At 64.3% G+C, this 20,882-nt stretch carries 26 protein-coding genes; 23 read left to right on the top strand and 3 right to left on the bottom strand.

Features of this window, described 5'->3' with window-relative positions; translation table 11 throughout:
- The first annotated feature begins 1 nt into the window (after window position 1).
- Window positions 2–841 carry a DUF1376 domain-containing protein gene (locus tag C8J26_RS12805; RefSeq protein WP_107958505.1) on the top strand — a complete coding sequence of 280 codons (840 nt, stop codon included), beginning with the start codon at window positions 2–4 and terminating at the stop codon, window positions 839–841.
- Window positions 842–864: 23 nt separating this feature from the next.
- Here C8J26_RS12805 and C8J26_RS12800 read toward each other — a convergent pair whose 3' ends face one another.
- A complete protein-coding gene (locus tag C8J26_RS12800) occupies window positions 865–1,206 on the bottom strand; it encodes a hypothetical protein (protein ID WP_146168832.1) in 342 nt (113 codons plus the stop codon).
- Between the two features lie 103 nt (window positions 1,207–1,309).
- Here C8J26_RS12800 and C8J26_RS12795 point away from each other — a divergent pair, with 103 nt between their 5' ends.
- Window positions 1,310–1,882, top strand: coding sequence for a hypothetical protein (locus tag C8J26_RS12795; protein WP_107958501.1), 573 nt, complete (start codon window positions 1,310–1,312; stop codon window positions 1,880–1,882).
- Between the two features lie 53 nt (window positions 1,883–1,935).
- Here C8J26_RS12795 and C8J26_RS12790 read toward each other — a convergent pair whose 3' ends face one another.
- On the bottom strand, window positions 1,936–2,535 hold the full coding sequence (locus C8J26_RS12790) for a hypothetical protein (RefSeq protein WP_208631391.1): 600 nt from the start codon (window positions 2,533–2,535) through the stop codon (window positions 1,936–1,938).
- Between the two features lie 283 nt (window positions 2,536–2,818).
- Here C8J26_RS12790 and C8J26_RS20125 point away from each other — a divergent pair, with 283 nt between their 5' ends.
- Entirely contained in the window at window positions 2,819–3,121 is a 303-nt protein-coding gene (locus C8J26_RS20125; protein ID WP_146168831.1) for a hypothetical protein, read from the top strand.
- Window positions 3,122–3,202: 81 nt separating this feature from the next.
- Here the strand turns inward: C8J26_RS20125 and C8J26_RS20505 are convergent, their stop codons facing one another.
- Entirely contained in the window at window positions 3,203–3,349 is a 147-nt protein-coding gene (locus C8J26_RS20505) for a hypothetical protein (RefSeq protein WP_167398835.1), read from the bottom strand.
- Between C8J26_RS20505 and C8J26_RS12785 the strand changes: the two genes are divergently transcribed.
- The 20 genes from C8J26_RS12785 (at window position 3,348) to C8J26_RS12685 (ending at window position 20,876) form a co-directional block, all read left to right on the top strand.
- Window positions 3,348–3,845, top strand: coding sequence for a hypothetical protein (locus C8J26_RS12785; protein WP_146168830.1), 498 nt, complete (start codon window positions 3,348–3,350; stop codon window positions 3,843–3,845). The genes C8J26_RS20505 and C8J26_RS12785 overlap by 2 nt on opposite strands.
- Before the next feature lie 333 nt (window positions 3,846–4,178).
- Window positions 4,179–4,808, top strand: a complete 630-nt coding sequence (locus C8J26_RS20120) for a hypothetical protein (protein ID WP_146168829.1) — start codon at window positions 4,179–4,181, stop codon at window positions 4,806–4,808.
- 52 nt (window positions 4,809–4,860) lie between these two features.
- Window positions 4,861–6,885: a phage terminase large subunit family protein gene (locus C8J26_RS12770; protein ID WP_244185315.1), complete on the top strand. Its 2,025-nt coding sequence runs from the start codon at window positions 4,861–4,863 to the stop codon at window positions 6,883–6,885.
- Window positions 6,885–7,100 carry a phage head-tail joining protein gene (locus C8J26_RS12765; protein ID WP_107958491.1) on the top strand — a complete coding sequence of 72 codons (216 nt, stop codon included), beginning with the start codon at window positions 6,885–6,887 and terminating at the stop codon, window positions 7,098–7,100. Before C8J26_RS12770 ends, C8J26_RS12765 begins: the two co-directional genes overlap by 1 nt.
- A gap of 68 nt (window positions 7,101–7,168) precedes the next feature.
- On the top strand, window positions 7,169–8,608 hold the full coding sequence (locus tag C8J26_RS12760; protein WP_167398834.1) for a phage portal protein: 1,440 nt from the start codon (window positions 7,169–7,171) through the stop codon (window positions 8,606–8,608).
- Complete coding sequence (locus C8J26_RS12755; protein ID WP_107958487.1) at window positions 8,601–10,628, top strand: prohead protease/major capsid protein fusion protein; 2,028 nt, start codon at window positions 8,601–8,603, stop codon at window positions 10,626–10,628. Before C8J26_RS12760 ends, C8J26_RS12755 begins: the two co-directional genes overlap by 8 nt.
- Before the next feature lie 50 nt (window positions 10,629–10,678).
- On the top strand, window positions 10,679–10,993 hold the full coding sequence (locus C8J26_RS12750) for a hypothetical protein (protein WP_107958485.1): 315 nt from the start codon (window positions 10,679–10,681) through the stop codon (window positions 10,991–10,993).
- 3 nt (window positions 10,994–10,996) lie between these two features.
- Entirely contained in the window at window positions 10,997–11,338 is a 342-nt protein-coding gene (locus tag C8J26_RS12745; RefSeq protein ID WP_107958483.1) for a DUF2190 family protein, read from the top strand.
- 86 nt (window positions 11,339–11,424) lie between these two features.
- Window positions 11,425–11,682: a hypothetical protein gene (locus C8J26_RS12740; RefSeq protein WP_107958481.1), complete on the top strand. Its 258-nt coding sequence runs from the start codon at window positions 11,425–11,427 to the stop codon at window positions 11,680–11,682.
- Between the two features lie 2 nt (window positions 11,683–11,684).
- Window positions 11,685–12,002: a head-tail joining protein gene (locus C8J26_RS12735; RefSeq protein WP_107958479.1), complete on the top strand. Its 318-nt coding sequence runs from the start codon at window positions 11,685–11,687 to the stop codon at window positions 12,000–12,002.
- Window positions 11,999–12,649: a DUF6441 family protein gene (locus tag C8J26_RS12730; protein ID WP_107958477.1), complete on the top strand. Its 651-nt coding sequence runs from the start codon at window positions 11,999–12,001 to the stop codon at window positions 12,647–12,649. The genes C8J26_RS12735 and C8J26_RS12730 overlap by 4 nt, the downstream gene beginning before the upstream one ends.
- Entirely contained in the window at window positions 12,646–13,086 is a 441-nt protein-coding gene (locus tag C8J26_RS12725) for a hypothetical protein (protein ID WP_107958475.1), read from the top strand. Before C8J26_RS12730 ends, C8J26_RS12725 begins: the two co-directional genes overlap by 4 nt.
- A 12-nt stretch (window positions 13,087–13,098) precedes the next feature.
- Window positions 13,099–14,070 (top strand): phage tail tube protein, encoded by a 972-nt coding sequence (locus C8J26_RS12720; RefSeq protein WP_107958473.1) that lies wholly within the window; start codon window positions 13,099–13,101, stop codon window positions 14,068–14,070.
- Window positions 14,070–14,630 (top strand): hypothetical protein, encoded by a 561-nt coding sequence (locus C8J26_RS12715; protein ID WP_107958471.1) that lies wholly within the window; start codon window positions 14,070–14,072, stop codon window positions 14,628–14,630. The genes C8J26_RS12720 and C8J26_RS12715 overlap by 1 nt, the downstream gene beginning before the upstream one ends.
- 32 nt (window positions 14,631–14,662) lie before the next feature.
- Window positions 14,663–14,818 carry a DUF7697 family protein gene (locus C8J26_RS20500; protein ID WP_167398833.1) on the top strand — a complete coding sequence of 52 codons (156 nt, stop codon included), beginning with the start codon at window positions 14,663–14,665 and terminating at the stop codon, window positions 14,816–14,818.
- Between the two features lie 8 nt (window positions 14,819–14,826).
- On the top strand, window positions 14,827–17,511 hold the full coding sequence (locus C8J26_RS12710) for a phage tail length tape measure family protein (protein ID WP_107958468.1): 2,685 nt from the start codon (window positions 14,827–14,829) through the stop codon (window positions 17,509–17,511).
- Complete coding sequence (locus C8J26_RS12705) at window positions 17,508–18,101, top strand: hypothetical protein (protein WP_107958466.1); 594 nt, start codon at window positions 17,508–17,510, stop codon at window positions 18,099–18,101. The genes C8J26_RS12710 and C8J26_RS12705 overlap by 4 nt, the downstream gene beginning before the upstream one ends.
- Window positions 18,098–18,742 (top strand): hypothetical protein, encoded by a 645-nt coding sequence (locus tag C8J26_RS12700; RefSeq protein WP_146168828.1) that lies wholly within the window; start codon window positions 18,098–18,100, stop codon window positions 18,740–18,742. The genes C8J26_RS12705 and C8J26_RS12700 overlap by 4 nt, the downstream gene beginning before the upstream one ends.
- The gene (locus C8J26_RS12695) at window positions 18,739–19,158 is read left to right on the top strand and encodes a DUF6950 family protein (protein ID WP_107958462.1); all 420 of its coding nucleotides are present in this window, start codon (window positions 18,739–18,741) and stop codon (window positions 19,156–19,158) included. Before C8J26_RS12700 ends, C8J26_RS12695 begins: the two co-directional genes overlap by 4 nt.
- A 2-nt stretch (window positions 19,159–19,160) precedes the next feature.
- Window positions 19,161–20,876, top strand: a complete 1,716-nt coding sequence (locus C8J26_RS12685) for a phage tail protein (RefSeq protein WP_167398832.1) — start codon at window positions 19,161–19,163, stop codon at window positions 20,874–20,876.
- Window positions 20,877–20,882: the final 6 nt, after the last annotated feature.

Below are 20,882 nucleotides of genomic sequence, written 5' to 3'. Positions count from 1 at the left end.
AATGCCGAACGCTGATTTGCCCGCCCCTCTCACGCCGTCCGATTGCGACCTCCGGGACTTCGCATTCATGCCTGTCGACACAGTCCGCCTGCTCGACAGTGATCTGTTCGCCTTGTCGACGGGCGATGAGTTCAAGGCCGCCATGACCTTGTGGTGCAAGGCTTGGCAGCAGGTGCCGGCCGGTAGCCTGCCAGCCGACGATCGCGTGCTCGCTCACCTGTCCGGCGCCGGCACGAAATGGCAAAAGTTGAAGCCGATTGCGCTGAGAGGTTTCGTCGAGTGCAGCGACGGCCGCCTGTATCACCCTGTTGTCTGCGAAAAGGCCACCGAGGCCTGGGCTAAGAAATTATCCTACCGCGAGCGCTCCAAGAAGGGGAACAACAAGCGGTGGGGATCCCAGAAGGACGATCAACAGCATTCCCAAAGCGATCCTTCAGGGAAGGCTTTGGGAGTCCTTGAGCCTCCCAAGGGACAGGGAGAGGGACAGAAGAAAGATTCCGTTACTATCGTAACGGGCGCCATGCCGTCGCCGATCGATCCGAAAAAGGTTTTGTTCGACGCAGGCGTGGCGTTGCTGGGTGAGGCTGGACTGTCGGCCAAGACGGCTCGCAGCCTCATTGCCAAATGGTTCAAAAATCACGGCGAGGAGGCAACGAACGCGGCATTGCTCAGTGCTGCAGGCCGAGCCGAGCCCGTGTCGTGGATCGAGGCCCGGTTGCGTACGAAGGTCGCGGCGCAGGACGAGGCCCGGGAGGCCAGTCGCTCAACCGCGGAACGTTACCGGCGGATGGCCATACCCGGTCCGCCGGTCGATGCTCGGAAGCTGGAGGAGCACGCGTGATCGCCACGTGCCCCCTGCCCCCGTCATTCCTCGGGCCCGCTTCGCGACGTGTCGAGGTCGATGTCTTCGCCGGGATTGCCACCCCCAGCGCTCGATCCGCTGCCGTGAACCTCACCGGTTTTGTTATCGATGTAGGCACGCTTACCAGCTTCCGGCGGGATATCCCGACCGTCGGCAGGCTCATCCGCACCAGCGTTCTGGGCGCCGTCACGGTTCTGCAAATGACGCTCGGCGGCGTGATCCTCGCTGTCGTACTCGTCGCCAGAGTAGCCCTTGCCCTTGCCGAAGCCGTCCGCGGTTCGATCGGCGTCGCCCGATTTGAGGCTGACGTTGTCGACAGGCTCGGGTGCGTTCTTGTCGGTCATGATGATCTCCATGGTTCGAGGTTCATCAACGCACGAAGGGCCGAAAACCGTCAGCTGAGCGCGACAGCTTCCAACATTTTCAAACAGAAGCGGGGTTGAGACGATGGCACGTGGACCCAAGGTCAGCACGAAGATCAAGCGGGAGCCGAAGTCGCCCGCGCAGCGCGTTGCGGAGGCAGTGGCAGCGAAGGCCGAGGCGATCGGCGCGCCCGCTGTTCAAGTGGCGCGTGGCATGCATGCCATTGTAGACGTGCCGCTGCGAGATGGTGGCCGCGTGGTGACCACCCAGACGCTAATCAACCGGGGCGGCACGCCGGTCGCGCGCTGGAAGGCGGCCAAGCTCCTGTCCGATAGTCAGGTGGACGCGATCGACTACTGCGAAACGCTATGGTCGCGGCTAGGTGGCAAGGGCCTGGTCATGGATCTGGCACGCATCCCCGGTACCGGTCAGGGAAACGGGTGGGCAGAGCAGGAAGCCCTCGACGATCTAAAGCGGATCAAGGGCTACGTGCCGGTCAAATATTGGAGCCTTTTCGAGAACGTATGCCGCTTCGACATGGCCGCGGGGTTCGCCGGGTCGGACCTCACTGAGTGCCGCAATGACCAAGTCAGCGCGGCTCGCACCACAGTCCAGTTCGTCGCCGACATCATCGCGATGAAGGAGCGCCTAATTTAGCGGGTACCCTGAACCGCCCTCTTGCAGCCTATTCTGGCAAGAGGGCGGAACCCTCAATGCTTCACAGGCACCCCGGCGCTCACAGGAACGGGCGCCGTCGGCGCGACGACCATCGGCGCAGAAGCCGGGACTACTGCGACCGAGATGTCCTCATCAATGAATGCATTGACCGGGGCACCGAGTGGAATTTCAGCGCTAGTGCCGGTCATGAAGAAGCCTGCGATCGGGAGCAGCGCAACCGCACCAACAACGCCCGCCGTACCTGTTGTGCCCTTGTCATCGAGAGAACCAGTCATCCGGATCTGCCGGCCGTTGGCACGGACATACAGGACACGCGCGTTGATGCGGCCCGACTTGCCCCACATCCCCTTGTTACGAACCTCAGTGATTTCCCCGACAGCAGGGCTTCCAGCAGGGATCACGACGTTCCCATCGACTGTAACGTTCTCCGCCGTTTCCAGTTGAAAACGCTGGCCTACCTTCAGCTTCTTTCCTTTCGTCGAGAGAACCTCGGACATTTTAAGAGGGACCGACGTGCCAGCCCGCAACGTCCCGTTGGTCGTCGTGGCGGCAGCAGCCGGGGCGACTTGAGCTTGGACGGTAGGCGCAGCGAAGGCGAACGCGCAAACAAGCGCGCCGATAGCGATTTTCATTGAGTATCCCCTCTTGAGTCGGCCTCCCCAGGCCGAAGTCACGTAACCTCCAAAGATTCATGCGTCCGGTCAATGAGATAGAACATCCAAAATGGATGCTTGTAAGAGGTTGACGTTTTCCAAGGCCGGTCTGGAAGAACCTCGCCGCGACACGCGGATCCCCAAACGACGCGCTACGCGCCGTTCACGGCATGACCTACGTTAAAAGGAGCCAGCGACTGTCCGCGCCAGGCAATGACGATCAAGGCGGTTGCCTGCCCCTCCCCCCGCGCTAGATGGCGATATGCGCTACCTTCTTATCCCTGCTCTTATTGCTCTGACATCATGCGGCGATTCGGACATTGACGATGCAACCGACGCAGTGAGAGCCGAACTAATTGATGGTCCGTCCGCGGTGTTCCGGGATCTCTCGCTGTGCCCGTCGGGCCGCGGCTACTATGGACAGGTCAGCAGTGCGGACAAGAAGGGCCTTCGGACCGGTTTCGTGAATTTCATTTACGAAGACGGCGAGGCGGCCTTGGCCGACGCAGGTAAGCATTATGCAGATCTACGTGAGGCATGCACTGTAAGGGCACGCAACAGTTGACACCATCACCCCCGCAACGTACATAGATCACCAGTTGTTAGAGCCGCGCCCGAAAGGGTTGCGGCTCTAACGCGTTCTGGGTCAATGCTTCGTCTTGCTAGGCTTGTCTGGCTTGGGCTTGGGCTTTTCGTCATGAGCCTGGCCCCGGTCACGCTTCTCGATCTTTTCAGCGTTGCCCTTCGTACCCTTCTCGGGCTTGGTCGGCGCAGTGTGGAAGGAAGGCTGCATGTCAACGTCTCCATATGCCATCGCACCGGGCTTTCGGCTGGATGAGATTATCCGGCTGGCAGAGACTCGGCTTGCGGCGCAGCTTACGGTAGCGATTGCCGCCGATCAACGCGGGATGACCTTCGCATCCTTCCTCGCAACATTGGAGGCAGCGGCAATTGCGGCATTGGTTGCACTACCTTCGTCACCCGTCGGTCGAGCATCCTTGATCACGATTGTCATCGGCTTCGGCATAGGCACGCTTATCGCGTTGTGGAGTGCTCAGCCTCTGAAGTGGTCAATGCCTGGCTATCGTCCCAGTGATTGGCTCGCGGAGATATCTTCCGTCGATACGATCCATGAAGACCGAGCGGCTATGGCGGCACACTATGATGAGATGATCCAGGACAACGAGGACGTACTCGCGGCCAACGCTAACGTGTTAAGATCCTCGTTAACAGCTGTGGCTATCACTCTTGTGTGCGCAGCGATCGCGGCGGTCGCCGCTCACGGTTAGCGCCGCGGCCAACGCGACCGCGGCAACGGTTTCACTACTTACCGCGCTTAGGCGGTGGATTGTTGTGCTCTCGTTCAGTCGTCTTTGGATGCGATTTAGCATAGTCCGGGGTTACGAAGTGGCCGGTGCCCGCGTCTCGATAGCTCGGTGGGCCTTTGTCTTTCGCCATGGTGAATTCCCCTGCTCGCGAGTCGCGGCATAGGGAGGCTGGGCGCTTGCCGGCGGCCTGGCAACCCCACCCCCTTCGGGTCCTTCCGGGTATCCCAAGTAATACGGGGGGCAAAGGCGTGAACGATCCCCAGCTACAACTCGCCAAAGGGGTCCGCACCTGAAATGTCCGCACCCTCCGACACCGTCAGCATTCGCGAGTTTGCCCGCCTTGATGGGTGCAGCGATAAGCTGGTCCGGCGGGCAATAAGTGAAGGAAAGCTGCGGGTTTCAGGTGACGGTAAGCTTGACCGATCGCTTGCCGGAACTGGCTGGCGCCGCACCAATCGGCGCGCTGCGGAGGGTGCGGACAGTAGTGCGGACATCGCGCAAATGTCCGCACCTCCTGTCCGCACTCCGAAACGCGGCGCGAAAGTGTCCGCACCTGCGGACCAGGTGCCCGATCCGCTCCGTCTCGACGACGAAGACTTCATTGCCGAGGTGCTCGCCGGCAGGTTTGCCCTCACCGGCGAAGCCGAACGGGTAAAGGAAAACGGTCTCGCCGCTCGCAGTCTCCTGGCCGCCCGGCGCGAAGCCGGTGATGTCGTAGATCTCGAAGTGGCCGAGACGCTCTTGTTCAACATGGCGCGGTCGCTGCGTGATGCCTGGCTCAACTGGCCGTCGCGCGTCTCGCCGCTGATCGCCGCCTCCTTAGGGATCGCTGTCGAGCCGCTGCTGGAGGCGCTGAACGAGCATGTCCAGCAGCACCTCGCCTCTCTCGGCGAGCCGGAAGCCGACTTCGCAAACGCAGAGTAAGGATGAACGGCTAGAACGATCGTGGCGGCGAGGGCTTACCCCGCCGCCACGCATCAGCGTCCCCGAGTGGGCTGACCGCTTCCGCAAGCTGGCCCCTGAGGCTGGCTCGACGTCGGGCGATTGGTCGACCAGGACCGTAGAGATTGCGCGCGGGCCAATGCTCGCGGTGACCGAGCTCGGCGTCGAGACGATCACCGGCATGGTCTGCACGCAGTTGATGAAGACCGCGCTCATCGAGAACGCGGTCGGCTTCTTCGTTCACCTCGACCCTGCGCCGATGCTCATCGTGCAGCCCAAGGAGGCGGCTGCCGAGCAGTTCTCGAAGGAGCGCATCACCCCGCTCATTAGGGCCACGCCTGTCTTGCGGAAGCTGATTGGCACCAAGAAGACGCGCTCGGCCGAAGAGACGCTCCTGTACAAGGCGTTCCCCGGCGGATTCCTCGCCCTCGCGGGTGCCGGCAGTCCGGACAACCTGGCACGTCGCCCGGTCAAGCGCGTGTTCTGCGACGAGACGGACAAGTATCCGATCACCCGCGAGGGCGATCCGATCGGTCTCGCTGACGAGCGCATGGCGACTTACGTTGGGTCGCTGTCTGTTCGGGTTTGTTCGCCGACGATCGAGGGCGAGAGCCTGATCGAAAGCAGCTACCTGGAGGGGGATCAGCGTCAGGCCTCGGTCGAATGTCCGGAATGCGGGCACCGCAACTTCCTCGACTTCTTCAAGCACATTAACTGGGACAAGGACTATGACGATGACGGCAACGTCACCGCGCATTATCCTCGAACGGCTCAGGTGCTTTGCGAGGCATGCGGGTGCGGCTGGAATGAAGGCCAGCGCCTAACTGCGCTGGGCACGATCCGGTGGCACCAGACCAAGCGTTTCCGCTGCTGCGGCAAGCACGTCGACCCGTTGTCTGCGTACGCCGCTGCCTGGAAGGCGGATCCTGCTTCCGATGCGGTTGCGCTGACGTGGGACTGGTGGGAAGGGCCGCGGCATGCCGTGTATCGGGCGCGTTGCCCGGACTGCGGCACATGGCCGGTCTCGAACGAGCACGCGAGTTTCACGGCCGGCAAGGTGTTCAGCCCCTGGCCTAACGACGCGCCGCCAAAGATTGCCGCGAAGTGGCTGGCGAGCAAGAACGATCCCGACAAGCGGGTGAAGTTCGATAACACCCAGCTGGGCAAGCCGCATAAGCGGTCGTCGTCGAAGGAGGTTGTCGCCGAACTGCTCGCCGCTCGCGCGGAGATCTGGCCGGCAGAAGTTCCCGACGGTGTCGGCATCATCACGGTCGGCGGCGATACCCAAGATGACCGTGTCGAGCTTGAGTTCGTCGGTTGGGGCGCGAACGAAGAAAGCTGGTCGCTTCTGTACGTCATCGTCGAGGGCGATACCTCGAAGAAGTCGACGTGGGACGAAGTCGATCGTCAGCTGCTGCGGACTTTCAAGCGCGCCGACGGTCGCGAGTTCGCGATCGAGGCGACGTGCATCGATTCCGGCGGTCATCGAGCCAAGGAAGTCTACGAGTTCTCGAAGGCTCGGCTCGGCCGGAAGGTGTGGGCGACGAAGGGCGCATCTGACCGTAACGGCAAACGGTCACCGCTGTGGCCGACCACGCGCCCGAGCAACCGCACGCGTACTGTGTTCAAACCGATCATCATCGGCGTCAATTCGGCCAAGGATACGCTGCGGGCGCGGCTCACATTCGCCGAGCCCGGTCCCGGCTACATGCACTTCAGCACTAAGCGCGAACTGTCCTGGTACGAGCAGTTGACCGCCGAGCGACTGCTTCCAAAGGTCGCCAGCGGGCGTGTGTTTTCCGTGTGGGACTGCCCGAAAGGGAAGGCCAACGAAGCGACCGACTGCCGGGTCAATGCCATGGCGGCGCTCGCCGGCCTGATCCAGCTGGGCATGAAGCTGAACGCTGTCGTCGAGGCTGTATCCCCAGCTCCTGAGGCCGACATTCCGAAGAGGCGGTCGCCAAAGCTGGCCCCGCCGACTGACGAACCACCCCCTGCCCCACCAAAGCCGACGAAGTTCGCCAATCGGTCGGGCAGTTGGATGAAAAGGAGACGCTGATGGCATATCAGCCTTCCGATCTTGAGAAGCTCGACGCCGCGATCGTCAGCGGCATTCGTAGCATCACGTTCGCCGACGGTCGTAAGACCGAATATCAATCGCTGGCGGACATGCGCGCGGTGCGTGCCGATGTGAAAGCCGAACTGGCGGCGGCTGCATCACAGACGTCGCGGCGCACCCGGTTTATCGTCGGCCGCGTTGGTCGTTGCCGGTGAACTGGATCGATCGCGCCGTTGGGTACGTCTCGCCGGTCGCAGGTATGCGCCGGCAGGCGGCTCGCAAGATGCTGGACCGGACCCCGCAGCGTAGCGGTGGCGGGAAGCGCTTCGCCGGTCGCGGCGATCGTGACTTCTTCATCAACTCGGGCAATCCGAACGACGCGCGGCCGCGCCGATATGTCGATCGGCTCACGATCCTCCAGCTGGTCGCGGAAAACCCGTTCGCTCGCAAGGCGCTAAACGCGCTGCTAAACAGCCTAGTCGGATGGGGCGTCACTGGGGCCCCGCAGGGTTCGAAAGCGCTTCAAAAGATCTGGTCCGACTGGGTCAAAGCCTGCGATTACTACGGCCGCCTCGACCTGTACGGGCTTCAGGAACTGATCGTTCGCTCCATGCTGCGCGACGGTGAGGTCTTCATCGCCAAGCGCACGGTGAAGGTCGCTAGTGGCGTTCCCCTTCGCCTCCAGTTGCTCGACAAGGGTATGCTCGCCACGCACAAGGTCGGTGCTGGTATCGATCGCGGGATCGAATACGACGCTGACAACAAGCCCGCAGCATACCACTTCTACAAGCACCGCCAGGGCCAGCGCTGGGCCTCGCTCGATACCGTAAGGTTCCCAGCAGAAGAGGTGATCCACCTGTTCCATTCGGAATGGATCGGCCAGTCCGAGGGCGTCTCGATCTTCGAAAGCGTCGTGAAGCGCCTCGGCGACGTCGATGAGGGCATCGAAGCCGAGGTCGTCAAGGCGAACATCGCTGCATGCATGGTCGGATTCCGGTATCGCCCGCCGACGCAGGACGGCGAGGACCCCAACATCGGGATGCCGGTCGAGGGCGAGCGCGACGGTCCGCCGATCGAAGAGTTCGTGCCCGGCATGATCGAGACGTTGGAAGACGGCGAGCAGATCACCTTCTCAACTCCGCCGAAGTCCGGTGGAATCGGCGATCTGTTCCGCGTCGCGATGCTCGCCTCATCCGCCGGCGTCGGTGTGACGCACGAACAGATGACCGGCGACCTGAGTAACGTGAATTTCTCCAGCTACAAGGCCGGCCACCTCGAGTTCAAACGGACGGTCGGTCGGCTCCAGTACCTGACGATCATCCCTGTGTGCCTCGATCGCGTTTGGGGCTGGTTCCACGGCACCGCGAGCGACTTCGGCCTGACCCCAGCGAAGCCAGTAGAGATGAAGTGGACACCCCCGCCGTTCGAAAGCATCGATCGCGAGGGTGATGCCAAGGCCGACATCTTGGAGATGCAGGCGGGCCTCGAAAGCCGCCCGAACCTGCTCAACTCGCGGGGCTTCGATGCCCCTGAGATGATGCAGCAGATCGCTGATCACCAGGCGCTGCTGAAGAAACTGGGGCTGGCGTTCAAGGGCGACCCGTTCTCGCCGTTCCAGACGGACACCTCTGATCCTGCTGCCAGCAACCCCGCCGATGCAACGCGCGGCCTGCTCATCGCGATCGCCCGCCACCTCTTAGTGGGGAATACGCCCGATGCCTGATCTTAACACCCGGTCGGTCACCGCACCGCTCCTTTCGCGCTCTGCCGAGACCCGTCCCGCATCGTATCGTGAGAGCGACAACTCGATCGAGGTCGTCTGGTCGGTCGGCGCGGCCGGAATCCGGTTCGACTGGTACGACGGCGGTTACTATGTCGAAGAGCTGTCGATGGACGCCAGCGCGGTCCGCCTAGGCCGTCTCAACGCAGGCGCCTGCCTGCTCGACAGCCACAACACGTACAGCCTGAGCAGCGTTCTCGGATCGGTCGTGCCCGGCAGCGTGTCGATTGCCAACGGCGAAGGTACGGCGCGCGTACGCCTCGCCAAGACGCCCGATGTCGCCGACACGGTCGCGAAGATCATCGACGGCCACATTCGGTCGCTGAGCGTGTCGTACAACGTGTTCGAGTTCCAACGCACGGAGCGTGAGGGGGAGCATCCCCACATGCTCGCCACGGACTGGGAGCCGGTCGAGCTCTCGTTCGTCACCGTGCCATTCGATGCCGCTGCGCAAGTGCGACAGCGGAGTGCCGAGCAGGGCGGCCATCCCTGCACCATCCGCGGCGCGACCGCGAATCCCGAAGGACAAACAATGCCCGATCCGACGCCCACCCCGGCGCCGGCGCCCGCGCCGACGCCCGCTCCTGCACCCGCGCCGACGCCTGCCCCGGCTCCCGCACCTGCCCCGGCGCCCGCGCCAGCCCCCGAACCGCAGACCCGCGGCGCGGTGGTCACGATCGCTCGCATTCGAGAGCAGTGCGCCCGCACCGCCGACCTGGGCAACGAGTTCGCCCTCGAACTGATCGAGGCGAACGAGGCTGCGCCTTTGACCGAGGCCGACTTCCAGAGCCGGATCTCGGAGCGCCTGATCTCCGCTCGCACCCGCGACCCGATCGACGCTCGCGCCGGCCGCACCGGTACCGAGACCGAGAGCTATCGCACTGCCGTCGAAGACGCTCTGCTGCTCACGGCAAACTCGTCGGTGAAGCCGGACGCGCTGGGCATCACCAGCGAGCGGGCCGAAGCCGCGCGTGAATTTCGGGGGCTCACGCTTCTCGAACTCGGGCGCGACTATCTCCAGCGCACCGGCGTCCGCACGTCGGGTCTCGGCAAGCACGAGGTCGCGGGCCAAGCGCTCGGCATGCGCGGTGGCGCGCTGACGACCAGCGACTTCGCCAACGCGCTCGGCAATGCGGCAAATCGCCGGGTTCGCCAGGCGTTCGCAGCCGCACCGCAGAGCTTCCGCGGCTGGGTATCGACCGGCACCCTGCCCGACTTCCGTCCGGCTTCGATCATCGGCATGGGCGATGCGCCCGCGCTGCTGCTCGTGAAGGAGAACGGCGAGATCAAGCACGGCGCGCTGACCGACACCGGCGATACCTACAAGCTGGCAACCTACGCGCGCATCATCCCGATCTCGCGCCAGGCGATCATCAACGATGACAAGGGGCTGTTCGGTCGTATCCCGACGCAGTTCGCCAATAAGGCGGCGGATCTCGAATCCGACCTGGTCTACAGCCAGCTGCAGGGTAACCCGACGGTCTATGACGGCACGGCACTGTTCACCAGCGGTCACGGCAACCTCGCCGCAACCGGCACGGCGATCACCGTCGCGTCGGTCGGTGCCGCCCGTGCCGCGATGCGTCAGCAGAAGACGGCGGAAGGCGGCAACATGTCGATCCGTCCGGCCTTCCTGATCGTCGGGCCGCTGCAGGAAACTGCCGCCGAGCAGTTCCTGGCCGTGGTCACCGCGCAGCAGACGGCGAACGTCAACCCGTTCTCCGGCAAGCTCCAGCTCGTCATCGATGAGCGCATCATCGATTACAGCTGGTATATGGCAGCCGATCCGAACGCGTACGACACCGTGCTGCTCGCCCACCTCGAGGGTCAGGAAGAGGTCTTCACCGACACTCACCTGTCGTTCGAAGTCGACGGGATCAAGTTCAAGGCCCGACTCGATGCAACCGCCAAGGTGCTCGACTGGCGCGGTCTGTACAAGAACCCCGGCGCGGCTCCGGCCTGACCCTGACCGGGCGGCCAGCGGCCGCCCGGTCCTCTCCCGAGGACAGCAACATGAAGATCATCACTCTGGCGGCCCCGACGGTCGTCAATTCCAACCCGCATATCCGGACGGGCGGCGAGCTTCGATATCCGTCGGAGGGGCCGCTCACGGTTTCCGACGACGAGGCCAAGCGCCTCAAGGACAACAATCTGCTCGACGGCGACCCGGAGAACGTCCCGGACGCCAATCCGAACGCCGACCTCGTCGGGCTGAAGCCCGCCGAACTCAAGGTGATCGCGCTGAAGGAAGGTGCACCACTCAACGATGCCACGAAGGCCGACGACATGATCGCCGCCATCGTCGCTCACCGGTCGAAGGAGGCCTGATCGATGAAGAACTATATCCAGTTGGGTGACAACCTCACCCTCCCGGCACCGTACGCAGTCGCTAGCGGTGCGCCAGCGCTGATCGGATCTGTCGTTGGGATCGCCTCGACGGACGCCGCGATCAACGAAGACTGCTCCTTCGTCCGTGTCGGCGTCTTCAGCCCGCTGCCGAAGGTTGCAGGCACTGCTTGGGTCGCAGGCACCACGAAGATCTATTTCGATGCGACCGCCAAGGCGTTCACCGCCACGGTCGGCAGCAACGTGCTCTGTGGCGTTGCGGCGGCGGCAGCATCTTCCGCCGACGTCACCGGCTCCGTACTGCTCACCGGTCAGATCGCAGCCTAACCCACCGGGGTTCTCTCCCCTTACCCGGTGAAAACTGGCGGGCGGCGTGCGCGACACGTCGCCCGTCCATTGTCTGGAGATTGGCGATGAAGAAGATCTATTTGATCGGCGCAGCGCCCGTCGGCGGCAACATGCACTTCCCATCCGAGGGGGTCATCGAGACGTCGCCGGCAGAGGCCGACGACCTCGTCAAGGCTGGCCTCGCGCGCTTCGACGACCTCGACAGCCTGAAGGTCGATGAACTTCGCACCGTCGCGCTGAACGAGTCCGTCGCAGTCGGCCCGGCGATCCTGAAGGACGATCTGATCACGGCGATCCGCGCGCGCCGGCAAAACAAGTCCTGATCGTGGACCCCTTCGCCGCGGCGCTGGACGTCCTGTTCTTCGCCCCGGGATCAAGCGAGGCCTTCTATACGCCGAAGGGCGGCGTCGAGCGACCCACCCCGATCCGGGTCATCCGCGGGCAGCCTGACAAGTCGGTCGGCTTCGGTGAGCAGCAGGTCATTGAGGGCACGAACGTCTTCGAGATCCGCAAGTCAGACGTAGCCGAGCCGGAAAGGGGCGCGGTCATTCGCATGGGTGACGCCCGATACAAGCTGCTCGGCGAGGCTATGCTGGATCTTGAGGGGTTGTCGAACACGATCGGCGGAAGCCCGGTTTCGTGAAGATCAACGCCGGCATCGACTTCGACATGAAGTCGCTGATGGATGGCATCGAGGGCGACCTAGCCGAAGCCGCCTCGCGCGCCATGCGCGACACAACCTATAAGGCGCTGCTCGAATTGCGCGAGCAGGTCACCGGGGCTGGGATGGGCCAGCGCCTCGCCAATACCTGGCGCGATCGCGTCTTTCCCGAGAAGCGCCGCAGCATGACCCCGTCGGGTTATATCTGGTCCAATGCGCCGGACATCATCGACGCGTTTTCGCGCGGCGCGCAAATCGTACCGCTCGCCGGGCGCCGGTTCCTCGCCATTCCAACGAAGAACGTCCCCAGCGCGCGCGGGCGTCGCGGTTCGAGCAGCAAGATGACGCCAGCGCAGGTCGAGAACGCGTTCAATCAGGATCTCTTTTTCAAGCGCGGGCGCGCAGGCCGGGTTCTGGCGTTCATCAACGCCGTCGGCGCGCGCAACGGTCGCGGTTTCCGGATCGCGACCAAGGGTCGCCGCGCGCAGGGCCGTGATCCGAAGCCTGTGCTGATGTTCGTCATGGTCCCGAGCGTTCGCCTGCCCAGGGTTCTCGACCTCGACGTCGTGGCGCAGCGCTGGGCCGCCAATTTCGAGGCTCGGTTCACCGAACAGCTGGGGATGAAATGAGCAAAAAACTCGATATCCTGAAGCGTTTGAAGCTGCTTACGGCAGTTGCGGTCCCTCTGGCCGAAGTTGTCGGCCTGGATGGCGATGAGGCCCCGCCAGCACGCGTGCCGGCGAACGGGCGCATCGTGATCCGGACCGGCGACCCTGGAGAGCCCGAGGTCGATCTCAGCCCGCTTGCCTATAACTGGTCCCATCGCATCCCGATCGAGTTCACAGCCGTCTCGACCGCCACGCAGACCAGCGAGGAAGCCCTCGACGCGATGCTGGTAAGGTTCGGAGCCGCGATCGCAGCTAACCGTCATCTCGGCGGCTTGTGTGAATGGCTCAGCATTTCAGCCCCCGGCAGCGAAGACATTTTCACCGAGGGCGCTGAGCCGCCTCGCGGCGCCGAGCTCGTGCTCACCGCCACCTACGTCACCGATTCCGAACTGTCCTGAAGGAGAAGCCGAATGGCTGTAGTCCCTACTCGCGCCCGCGGTGCCAATGCGCGCGTCGTAGCCGCGTTCGAAGACACGCCGGGCATCGTGCCGGCGAACACCGCATCGTGGTTCAATGTCCCCCTAGTCAGCCACTCGCTCGGCGAAGAGCGTCCGCTGATCGAAAGTGATCTGCTCGGACAGGGGCGCGAGATGCAGGACCCGACGCCTGATGTTGCGACGAATGATGGCGACGTCGTCGTGCCGGTAGATGTCCGGAACTTCGGTCGCTGGCTGCGGCTGTTCTTCGGGGATCCGACCACGTCGGGTGCATCCGGCGCTTTCACCCACGTCTTCAAATCCGGCGCGCGCGATCTGCCATCCATGTCGATTGAGATCGGCGCGCCCGAGGTGCCGGCGTTCTCAGTCAACCGGGGCGCGCGCGGCAACCAGCTACGCATCTCGCAGTCCCGCTCGGGCCTGCTTAATGCGACGTGCAGCCTGATCTGCATCGGCGAAACAACGCCGACCACGGCGACCGTCGGTGCCACGACCCCCGCGTCACTGGCGACCACGCGATTCCCGCAGGCGGTCGGCTATGTGCGTAAGGATGGGCAGTTGCTCGGCAGCGTCGTCGGGGCCGACTTCACCTATTCGAACAACCTCGAGAAGGTCGAGACGATCCAGCCCGATGGCCGCATCGAAGACAGCGACCCCGGCATGGCGCAGATGTCCGGCTCGGTAAACGTGCGGTTCAAGGACCGGGTGCTGCTCGACGCCGCGACCGCCACGCCCCCGACGCCCATGGAGCTTTCGTTCGGCTGGAATTTCGGCACGTTCAGCCTGATCTTCGTCGTCGGCCGCGTCTTCATGCCGCAGGCGAAGAAGCCGGTGACCGGCCCGAACGGCATCATGCAAGCGTTCAACTGGCAGGGTTCGAAGGCGGCATCGGGTAGCTCGGTCGTCGCGACCCTGATCAACGACGTCCCTTCGTACACCTCCTGATGCTGCTCGTCCGCAAGCCGCAGGGGCCGGCATGGACCCCCGTGATGGGCGCCGAAGTGCTCTTCGCGCCCATTGACCGCTCGATGCTGATGCGCGCGCGCCGCGCGGCGCGCAACGTGTCCGCATCCGAGGGCGAAGATGACGGCACTTCGGCGATCGATATGCTTGAAGAAATGGGCGACGCGATGAGCCGCGCCCTGATCACCGAGGGCGCGCAGGACTGGCGCGGTGTTTGCCTGATGGCGGACGAGGGTGATGAGGGTGCGGGCGAGGCCCTGCCCTTCTCCGCTGAGAACCTTGCCATGGCGCTCGCCGATCCGGTCACCTTCGAGGCATTCGACGCCGCCTATGTCGTGCCCTTCGTGACCGCGGAGCGCGAGCGGGAAGAGCCGGGAAACGACTTCGCCGCCTCTCCGAGTGGCATTGGGGCGGCGGCGATGCCGGACAGCGATACTGCCAGCAAGCGTGCATCGCGGACACGGGGCGCCGGTGCAACGAATGCCCGTACATCGTCGAAGAGCCGCAGACCGAGGCCGAAGAAGGCGTCTGGCGCGTCCTGACTGCCTGCGATCGCCAGCTTCGTTCGGGTATCATGGGCGCGCCGGTCGGCCTCGACTTCGGTGCGATCATGACGATGGGCAACGCCCGCAAAGTTGACCTCGCCCTGCTCGCCGACGTGCTGCCGACGGTCGAGCCGATCATCATCGACAACCTGTCTGGCGAAGAGCCCGACGCTTTCACCGAATAGGAGGTCCGATGGCTCGTCAGATCGCAATTCGGCTTGGAACGGAAGGCAAGGCGCAGGTCGTTGCCGATCTCGACGCCATCGGCACCACTGGCGACGCCGCGTTCAATCGCCTGGCGAAGTCGGCGGTGAAGGCCGGGCGCGATGCCGATGCGGCCATGGAATTCGCCAACAAGCAGGCGTCGAAGCTCGCCGCACTGCTGCCCGGCCTCAACCCGACCAAGCTCGATATGGCTGCCGGGGTACGCGACAACATCGGGAAAAGCGCGGAATCGTCTGCGGCGGTGTTCGAGGCCGCCTATGCTAAAATGGAAGCTCGCGCGGTTGCGCTCCGGGCAGCCATCGATCCCGCCTTCGGCGCGCAGCAGCGATTCGACAAGGAAATTGCCGAAGCCCGCACGCTGATCAGCGCTGGCGCGATCTCGCTCGACGACTATGTCGCTAAACTGCGACAGGAGCAGGCCGCGCTGGACGCGGTATCGATCGGACATGGCCGCGCGGGCAATTCTGCTGGCGCGCAGCGTGCAGCAATGCAGGGACTTAGCTACCAGCTGCAGGACACGTTCACACAGATCAGCATGGGTACGAACGTGCTGCAGGTGTTCGCCATCCAGGGCGGCCAGGTCGCTGGGCAGTTCTCAAGCCTTGAAGGCCGCGCCGGCGACTTCGCTCGGTTCATGATTGGGCCATGGGGCCTCGCAATCACCGCGGCCGCACTCGTGCTTGGCCCCTTGGTCGGCAAGCTGTTCAACTTCAGCGATGCGGTGAAAGACGGCATCGACAAGCTCAAGAAGGACGCGGAGGAAACAGAGAACACCCGTATCGCCAAGGAGCGGTTCGCGCGGTCGGCGGAAGGCGTCGCGGCATCCATTCGCGAGCAGACCGAAGCGCTCGACACGGCGGCCAAAAGCGAGCGGTCAGCCGCAGAGCGTGCGAACATCCTCGCCAAGGAAAACCTGAAGCGTGAGATGTCGATCCGCGCGGTGACGGCGGCGATGCTCGATCAGGCGATCGCGCAGGAGAATATCGACAAGACGCGCGCGCAGGCGCCAGGTCAGCGCGGCGAACTCGGCACTTTGGCGCTGACCGAGTCGAGCGGGCGCGTCGCCGGTCTTCAGACTCAGCTGCAGGCCAACCAGAAGGCGATCGACGAGGCCAAGCGCAACCTGATGGGTACGCGCATCGACCTCGCGACCGAGTCCGCGGCACGTTCGGCCGATCCGATGGCACGGATCAAGAAGCAGTACGACGACCAAGCTACGGCTGCGCGCAACGCGGCGCGCGTGCGCATCAAGGCGGGTCAGGACGTCGACGGTGCGCTCACCCAGGAACTCGCCACGATCGAGCGCAACCGCGCGGCAGCCGTCAAGGCTGAGCAGGACAAGCAGAAGGCCGCTGGCGAGACGTCCCGGCAGTACGGTCGCGAGGTCACCTCACGGGAGGCGTCGTCGATCGCGCGCGCCGCTGGGCTTCAGGTCAACAGCGCCGATCGCAGCACCGCCCGGCAGCAGCAGCTTTACGACGACTGGATCTCCAAGGGTAAGCCCAAGGAAAACCCAGTCGCAAAGCCCGGGACCAGCGCGCACGAGCGGGGCAACGCGCTCGACATCCAGGTTCAGGCGGGCGTGACGGCCAAGAAGATCAAGGACGCGTTCGCTGCCGAAGGCGTGCGGCTGACCAAGGTGTTCGCCGAGACTGGTCATTGGCATGTCGAGTGGGCGCGGACGGCCGCGCAGCGTACCGCGGCGAGTGATGCTGCGAAGGAAACGCGCGAGCTTGCCAAGGCCAACAAGGAGCTCGACAGTGACCTTGGCGAGGTCGTCAAGCAGTTCGACCCCGCGCGCGCGGCGGCTGACGAATATGCCGCAACGCTGGCGAAGATTTCCGCACTCCAGGCCGCTGGTCGGCTGACCACCGGGCAGGCCTCCGGCTACAAAATGGAGGCGTACCATCAGGAGCAGAAGCGCCAGGCCGACGCGCAGCTTGCACAGTTCAAGGTGCTATTCGGCAGCGAGGATCCGCTCGCCGACACGATGAACCAGATCCAGATCCAGCGCGATGCAGAAGTGCAGGTGCGAGCGGACGATTATGAAAAGCGCAAGGCCAGCATCCGTGATCTCGCAGGCTACTACCGAGACGCGATGACCGGTGGGACCAAGTCGATCATGGATATCTTCCGGCAGCGCGGCCTCGACGCGATCTCGGAGATGCTCGCGAAGTGGACGCTCAGCAAGATTGGGTCGGCGGGCGGCGGCGGGCTGCTCGGCGCGTTCACCAAGTTGATCGGCGGCGCCTCGGCGCTCTCAGGCGGCTCGTCGGCGTTCGCCGGCGCAGACCTGAATGTCGGCAGCGTCAGCGCGGCCGGCGGGCCGTATCTGCCGAAGCTCGCGGCGGGCACCGAATACTGGTCCGGCGGCACTGCGCTGTTGGGTGAGCACGGACCGGAACGGGCATGGCTACCGACCGGTACCCGCGTCACTCCGGCTGGGGCGACGCGTCGGATGGGGGATGGCGGCAATGCTCAACCCGTCACGAACCATTTTGACCTTCGGGGGGCGGTGATGACGGCCGACCTATTGTCGCAGATGAACGCGATGTCCCAGTCGATGGGCGTCGCCGCGGCGAATGGCGGTAGCATGATGGCCGCGGCAGATGCCGAGGCGTCTGCGACACGTCGACTGGGTCGATTCCGTTGAGCGTCTTCATCCCCTGGACCCGGATCAACGATCTGACGATCCGCCCGCGCCTTTTCTCAGGCAACCAAGAGGGTGTGCTCGGCGGCGCCGATCTGCAAATCCCACGCATGGGCGACCGCTTCGTCGTCGATGTCTCGACCTCTCAGCTGCGGCAGGATCCGGAAAGCCGTCTGCTGATCGCGCTTCTCATGGAAGCCACGACGGCAGACGCCCGGATTGAGCTACGCTTGCCGAACCGGCCCCAGCCGATCGGCAGCGGCATCGCGGTCGACGGCGCCGGGCAGACCGGATCCACGCTCAACCTCCGTGGGCTGTTCCGCCAAACCGAGATCGTCCACGGCCGGTTCTTCAGCGTCGTTCATGGCGGGGTCCATTTCGTCTATATGACCCGTGGCCGTGTGTTCGCGGGTGCAGACGGCAAGGCCTCGGTGCCGATCTGGCCCATGCTGCGCTTCATCACCGTCGACGGCGAAGAGGCAGCATTCGACCAGCCGATGATCGAGGGGCAACTGGTCGGGTTCGACAAGGGCGCGGGCTTCGAGCGCAACCGCACCAAGCCCCTCGCCTTCAGCATTCAGGAGCGGAAGTGACTTTTCGTCTCACACCGCAGATGTCGGCGGCGTTACGCGCGGGGCAGTCGCCGCTGGCGCCGCTCGTCGAGGTGGTGCTACCCGGCTACACAATGCGCCATCTCGTCGGCTCTGGCGAGGTGCCATGGGGCGACAAGGTCTTTACGGGCCTCGACAGCAAGTTCGGCGCGCTGGTCGCGGCAAGCACGCTGAAGGATGGCATTGGAGACGAGGCTCCCGACTGGACACTGACATTCGTTCCGCCCGATTCCGTTTCGGCGGCCGAACTCACTTCGGCAACGGCGCAGGGCGGCGCGGTCAACGGATGGCTGGCGGTGATTGACCGCGCGACCGGCCTGATCATGCCGGAGCCGATTCAGCTGTTCGCCGGCGAGCTTGATGTTCCACGGCTCCGGGTCGGCAAAGGTACGCGATCGGTCGAATGGCGCTGCACTTCCGCGCTCGAGCCATTCCACGACCAGGAGATCGGCGCGCGGCTGTCGGATGCCTGGCACCAGCTGGTCGCGCCCGGCGAACTCGGCCTGTCGAACATGACCGGCATCGAGCGCACCAGCTACTGGGGCGTCGAGAAACCACCCTCTGCGGTCAGCGTCATCACTGGCACGACCCGCGCATCATTCCTGGGGGCGATCGGCTTATGATCGAGATGATCCGGCGCCAGCAGGCAGCCCAAGCGGCTGTCGATCGCTTCAAGGGGCAGCCGTGGGAACTGGGCAAGAACGATTGCGTCCGCATGGCCGCGTTCGTGCTGCGCAAAATGGGCCATCGTCCACAGTTGGGCAAAGCCGGATCGTACAAGACCGGCGCGGGTTCTCTGCTGGCGCTGAAGCGCGCCGGGTACAGCACGCTCGCCGAGGCGCTCGACGGGATGGGCCTTGAGCGGGTGGCTCCCGCGTCCGCGCGCGTCGCCGACATCGTCATGATCCCCGGCGAGGCTCCGCTCGATGGCGCGCTGACGATCGCCGTCGGTAACGGGCGCGTGCTGGGCTATCATCAGGATCTCGCCAGCGCCGACATCCTGCAGCCGGTCCAATACATCGCGGCTTGGCGGGTCTAGCGATGTCGAAAACCCTCAGGACAGCAGCGTTCGTGATCGGCGCGGTCGCACTGGTCGCATCGGGTGTTGGCGCTGCTGCGGGTGCCGGCCTGATCGGCGCGACCGCGGGCGCCGGTGCCGCTGCCGGCGCAACGGCCGGGTTCCTCGGCGTGTCGGCCGCTACGCTGACGGCTGTCGGCGCGATCGCGGGCGCGGCGAGCGCAGTGCTATCGCTGGCCGCGGGCACCCCGAAGGGATCGATCGGCGGGAGCGCGACGCAGTTTAAGATCGACAAGGACGCCGGGTTGCCAATCGTCATCGGGCGAACCTACTCCGGCGGCAACGTCGTCCACCGCCAGTATTACGGAACGAAGAACAGCTTGGAAAGCTGGGTCACGGTACACAGCATCGGCCCCGTTCGCAGCCTTGGCCCGCTCCTGATCAACAAGGTCGCCGTTGCGCTGGCGGGCACCGCGATCGGCGGGGCGTACACGGGGTATATGTGGCTCGACCAGCAACTGGGGGCGGTACCCGAGACCCGCGCGCTAGCGGGGCCTCAGGGCGACTTCCCGGGCTGGTCGGCCGCACACAAGCTCTCTGGCCTTGCCGCTGATCTCTGGACCCTCAAATTCGACGAGAAGGGGAAGATCTACCCGAACGGCGTGCCGCAGCGTGGTCGCGTGGTCGAAGGCGTCTACGTCTACGATCCGCGCCTCGACAGCACCTATCCGGGTGGCAGTGGGGCCTGTCGGCTGGGCAACGACGCGACCTATGTCTGGTCCGAATGCCCTGCCCTCCACGCGCTGACCTGGGCATTCGGACGGATCCAGAATGGCGTGCTTGTCGCCGGCGGCGGCATGAAGATCGGCGGAATCGACATCGCGCCCTTCGTCGATTGGGCGAACGTCTGCGATGCTAACGGCTGGAAGGCCGGCGGCATCGTCTACACGAACTCCGATAACAGCTGGGACATCCTCAAGATGATCGCGCAGGCGGGCGGCGGCGAAGTCATGCCCGTCGGCGCGCAGCTGTCCTGCACCTACACGGCTCCGCGCGTCTCAATCGGCACGATCACGGCTGAGGACATCACCGGCGACGTCGACGTGCCCGGCACCGCCTCGCGCCGTCTTCGGCGGAACACCGTCATCCCGCGTGTGCGGCTGGAGACGCACGGATGGGAAGAGGTGCCCCTCGATGCGATCGCCATCCCCGCGTATGTCACCGTCGACGGCGGCAGCCGGCCAACGGAACTGACTTTCCCGCTCGTGCAGCAGGTTGATCAAGGCGCCCAGCTTGGGCTCTACGCGATGTGGAACGGTCGCGAACTCGACGGCATCGTCCTGCCCGCCAAGGTCTACGCGATTGGCTACCGGCCTGGGGACTGCCTGACGGTCGATATCCCAGAGGCCTCGCTGAACGCGCGCGACGTCGTTGTACGCAACAGGGAGATCGAGGGAAGCACGATGGGCGTCACGCTGACGTGCCGGTCCGAAACCTTCGCCAAGCACTCGTTTTGTTTGGGTAAAACGGGAAAGGCACCGCCGACACCGGATTTGAGCATTCCGGATAGCTACCCTGTAGCTATCGAATACGCCGCTAGTTCCGGCACGGCCGAAACCGCAAACAAAGCGAACACCGCTACGTCAGCGGAAGACGCGGTAATGCTCGGCGGCACCTACGGGAAAGCCGAAATAGATGCGCTTGTGAACCGCATTCGCGCTCTCGAACAGCAACAGTAGCCGGAG

Origin of the sequence: Sphingomonas aurantiaca (assembly GCF_003050705.1) — a bacterium.
GTDB lineage: Bacteria > Pseudomonadota > Alphaproteobacteria > Sphingomonadales > Sphingomonadaceae > Sphingomonas > Sphingomonas aurantiaca.
The sequence above is the reverse complement of the archived record's forward strand: the minus strand, read 5'-3'. Positions and strand labels throughout refer to the sequence as shown.

Bases quoted from the DNA above. Each gene is read 5' to 3' on its own strand.
- C8J26_RS12765 (WP_107958491.1), top strand. From the start codon at position 6,885: ATGGCATATCAGCCTTCCGATCTTGAGAAGCTCGACGCCGCGATCGTC.
- C8J26_RS12745 (WP_107958483.1), top strand. From the start codon at position 10,997: ATGAAGAACTATATCCAGTTGGGTGACAACCTCACCCTCCCGGCACCG.
- C8J26_RS12740 (WP_107958481.1), top strand. From the start codon at position 11,425: ATGAAGAAGATCTATTTGATCGGCGCAGCGCCCGTCGGCGGCAACATG.
- C8J26_RS12685 (WP_167398832.1), top strand. From the start codon at position 19,161: ATGTCGAAAACCCTCAGGACAGCAGCGTTCGTGATCGGCGCGGTCGCA.
- C8J26_RS12750 (WP_107958485.1), top strand. From the start codon at position 10,679: ATGAAGATCATCACTCTGGCGGCCCCGACGGTCGTCAATTCCAACCCG.
- C8J26_RS12755 (WP_107958487.1), top strand. From the start codon at position 8,601: ATGCCTGATCTTAACACCCGGTCGGTCACCGCACCGCTCCTTTCGCGC.
- C8J26_RS12720 (WP_107958473.1), top strand. From the start codon at position 13,099: ATGGCTGTAGTCCCTACTCGCGCCCGCGGTGCCAATGCGCGCGTCGTA.
- C8J26_RS12795 (WP_107958501.1), top strand. From the start codon at position 1,310: ATGGCACGTGGACCCAAGGTCAGCACGAAGATCAAGCGGGAGCCGAAG.
- C8J26_RS12785 (WP_146168830.1), top strand. From the start codon at position 3,348: ATGTCAACGTCTCCATATGCCATCGCACCGGGCTTTCGGCTGGATGAG.
- C8J26_RS12800 (WP_146168832.1), bottom strand. From the start codon at position 1,206: ATGACCGACAAGAACGCACCCGAGCCTGTCGACAACGTCAGCCTCAAA.
- C8J26_RS20500 (WP_167398833.1), top strand. From the start codon at position 14,663: ATGGGCGCGCCGGTCGGCCTCGACTTCGGTGCGATCATGACGATGGGC.
- C8J26_RS12715 (WP_107958471.1), top strand. From the start codon at position 14,070: ATGCTGCTCGTCCGCAAGCCGCAGGGGCCGGCATGGACCCCCGTGATG.
- C8J26_RS12695 (WP_107958462.1), top strand. From the start codon at position 18,739: ATGATCGAGATGATCCGGCGCCAGCAGGCAGCCCAAGCGGCTGTCGAT.
- C8J26_RS20120 (WP_146168829.1), top strand. From the start codon at position 4,179: ATGTCCGCACCCTCCGACACCGTCAGCATTCGCGAGTTTGCCCGCCTT.
- C8J26_RS20505 (WP_167398835.1), bottom strand. From the start codon at position 3,349: ATGCAGCCTTCCTTCCACACTGCGCCGACCAAGCCCGAGAAGGGTACG.
- C8J26_RS12710 (WP_107958468.1), top strand. From the start codon at position 14,827: ATGGCTCGTCAGATCGCAATTCGGCTTGGAACGGAAGGCAAGGCGCAG.
- C8J26_RS12760 (WP_167398834.1), top strand. From the start codon at position 7,169: ATGCTGGACCGGACCCCGCAGCGTAGCGGTGGCGGGAAGCGCTTCGCC.
- C8J26_RS12805 (WP_107958505.1), top strand. From the start codon at position 2: ATGCCGAACGCTGATTTGCCCGCCCCTCTCACGCCGTCCGATTGCGAC.
- C8J26_RS12790 (WP_208631391.1), bottom strand. From the start codon at position 2,535: ATGAAAATCGCTATCGGCGCGCTTGTTTGCGCGTTCGCCTTCGCTGCG.
- C8J26_RS20125 (WP_146168831.1), top strand. From the start codon at position 2,819: ATGCGCTACCTTCTTATCCCTGCTCTTATTGCTCTGACATCATGCGGC.
- C8J26_RS12725 (WP_107958475.1), top strand. From the start codon at position 12,646: ATGAGCAAAAAACTCGATATCCTGAAGCGTTTGAAGCTGCTTACGGCA.